This window comes from Peribacillus sp. P4_C12 (assembly GCF_056402095.1).
In genome coordinates this window covers 1-2,404 of record NZ_JBFUIB010000529.1, presented here as the reverse complement: position 1 = coordinate 2,404, position 2,404 = coordinate 1, and the positions used below count along the sequence as shown (strand labels likewise).

2 protein-coding genes and 1 pseudogene are annotated in these 2,404 nt (G+C 36.1%); all 3 read left to right on the top strand.

Translation table 11 applies throughout. The annotated features are described in order from the left end of the window. Positions 1-28 precede the first annotated feature (28 nt). Positions 29-253, top strand: a pseudogene (locus tag AC1DUW_RS26000) (glutamate dehydrogenase); the annotation flags it as partial. A 150-nt stretch (positions 254-403) separates the two neighbouring features. Next, a complete protein-coding gene (locus AC1DUW_RS25995) occupies positions 404-550 on the top strand; it encodes a hypothetical protein (protein WP_162878834.1) in 147 nt (48 codons plus the stop codon). A gap of 527 nt (positions 551-1,077) precedes the next feature. Next, positions 1,078-2,404 (top strand): MFS transporter (locus AC1DUW_RS25990; protein ID WP_477643837.1); only part of this gene is annotated, 1,327 nt, incomplete at its 3' end.

Sequence of the window (2,404 nt, the reverse complement as noted above, 5' to 3'; positions counted from 1 at the left end):
TTTAATTACTAATAATGGGGTGGATATCATGTCAATTATAAAGACTTCGGAGAGCTTATCCGAGGAACAGAAAAAGGAAAATGAATCATTTGATTTATTTCTTTCAACACAAACGGTCATCAAAGAGGCGCTGAATAAACTAGGTTACTCAAATGAATTATTTGAATTATTAAAAGAGCCTCTTCGAATGCTGACAGTTCGTATACCTGTCAAAATGGACGATGGTTCTGTTAAAACCGCACAGGTTTATAAAGTGGATATGCGTTTAGCCGCCTATATGGTTGGAATTAAAAAGTCGGCTGAAGCTTCGTCTTTCCGTGGCTGGGTATAAAATGTAAAAATCTCTATTTAAATAGGAAAATAAGGGGTTTAAAATAAAATCTTCTAAGGGGAGAGAATTTTTATGTGGATAATCACTGTCCATGCGAAGAACAGTATAAAAATGTTTGAGTATGACACTGAAAAGGAAGCACGGGCAAAATTTGAGAGAATACAAGGGTGTAAAATCCTTAGTGAAGTCATTTATTTCAATGATTATTGTTTAGCTTAATCATGATAGCTTCGGTTCCATAGGTGATTTGGTAGAAGACTCTTTTATAGAAAATTGAGGAGAATGAGGATAGTTGCAAGTATTTGCAAAATGATGAATTCTATAATACTTGAGTTACATTAGTTTGGCACAAAAGAGATAATACTAGCGAAATTTTCGTAATAAGTGTTTATATTTRTAAATGTTTTGTGTTTTTTTAATAAAAATACAATAGAAATATAATATCATAATATAAATAATAAGATAATCATTAATTTATAATATTTTTTGTGAGATTTTCATAATAAAATTAAGTTCATAGCTAGGAGGTAAAAGTATATCAAAGCGATAACAAATGGTGAAATAATGAATGTACAGTACAGCATGCTGGAGTTGGCAATTTGTATATTGATTATTCATTTTGAATTAGTTGTTGCGAAGGCCCGAAAATTTAGTAATTTTGTTGGAATATGTCCTAACTGATATTTCATTGTAAAGTATTTTTTTAAGTTGATATATCTGAAAAATCTAAAAATGGAGGGGATTCTTTGAGCGAACAAAAATTCACGATTGACGATGTACCATTTAAAAAGTTTCATTTTCGTATTGCTGGCCTTACTTTTGGATCAAGCTTCTGTGATGGTTATTCACTTGGAATCATCGCGATGGCTCTGACAGTACTTGGTCCTCAATTGGAGCTAAATGCAATGTGGACGGGATTGATCGGAAGTTCTGCATTAGTCGGTCTATTTGCGGGAGCTTTGGTACTTGGAAGGCTTTCTGATCGTATAGGCAGGCAGAAAATCTTTCTCGTAAACTTTTTACTTATCACGATCGCTACTATTTTACAATTTTTTGTTAGTAGTCCAGAAGAGCTTTTGATTTTACGGTTACTAATTGGTTTTGGACTTGGAGGAGATTACGCTGTCGGTACGACTTTACTCGCCGAGTTTTCACCAAAAAAGTATCGCTCCTCGCTCCTCGCGTCTATAAACGTAGTATGGACGCTTGGATATGTAGCATCAAACTTTGTGGGTCATTACTTGGGACAGGTTGGTTCAGACTCATGGCGTTGGATGCTTGTTAGTGCTGCTATTCCCGCTATTGTGGTTTTAATCTTACGAATAGGAACGCCTGAATCACCAAGATGGCTTGTCAGCATGGGGCGTGTCGAAGAAGCTCGCCAGATTGTAAAGAAACACCTTGGATCGAACGTTGAAATGGGTGAAACGACTACTGGTACTGAAAATCAAAAGACTCTAGGATTTCGTGGACTTTTCAGTGAAAAGCTTCGTAAGCGTTTGGCTTTTGGTGGAATATTCAAATTAACTCTTGTCATTCCGTACTTTGCAATCTACACTTTCCTACCGTCCATACTAAGTACAATGGGTTTTGAACAAAACTTTTTTGCCGATACAATGTTAAATCTATTCTTGCTTATTGGGGCAATTGTTGGTCTTTGGTTGCTTGCGAAATTTTCACGTAGAGGATTTACCATCGGGGCCTTTACTATCCTTACTGTTTCATTGTTTTCACTCAGCTTCTTACACAATGGTTCTCAATTCTTAATGTTGATAGCCTTCTTGATCTTTACTTTTTTCATGTCAGCAGCATCAAACCTTACATTAGTATACCCAGCAGAGCTTTTTCCAACTGAGATTCGTGGATCTGGAATAGGTATGGTAACAGCAATTAGTCGGATTGGTTCTGCAATTGGAACATTTCTGCTGCCTATTAGTCTAAATTCATTCGGATTGGGTACTTCAATGATTGGTATGGCTGTAGTTCTGCTAATCGGTTTGATTGTATCGATTGCCTGGGCACCTGAAACGAAGAATCTTTCCTTACATGAAGCAAGTGACCCTTTGCTTGAAG

Bases quoted from the DNA above. Each gene is read 5' to 3' on its own strand.
- AC1DUW_RS25995 (WP_162878834.1), top strand. From the start codon at position 404: ATGTGGATAATCACTGTCCATGCGAAGAACAGTATAAAAATGTTTGAG.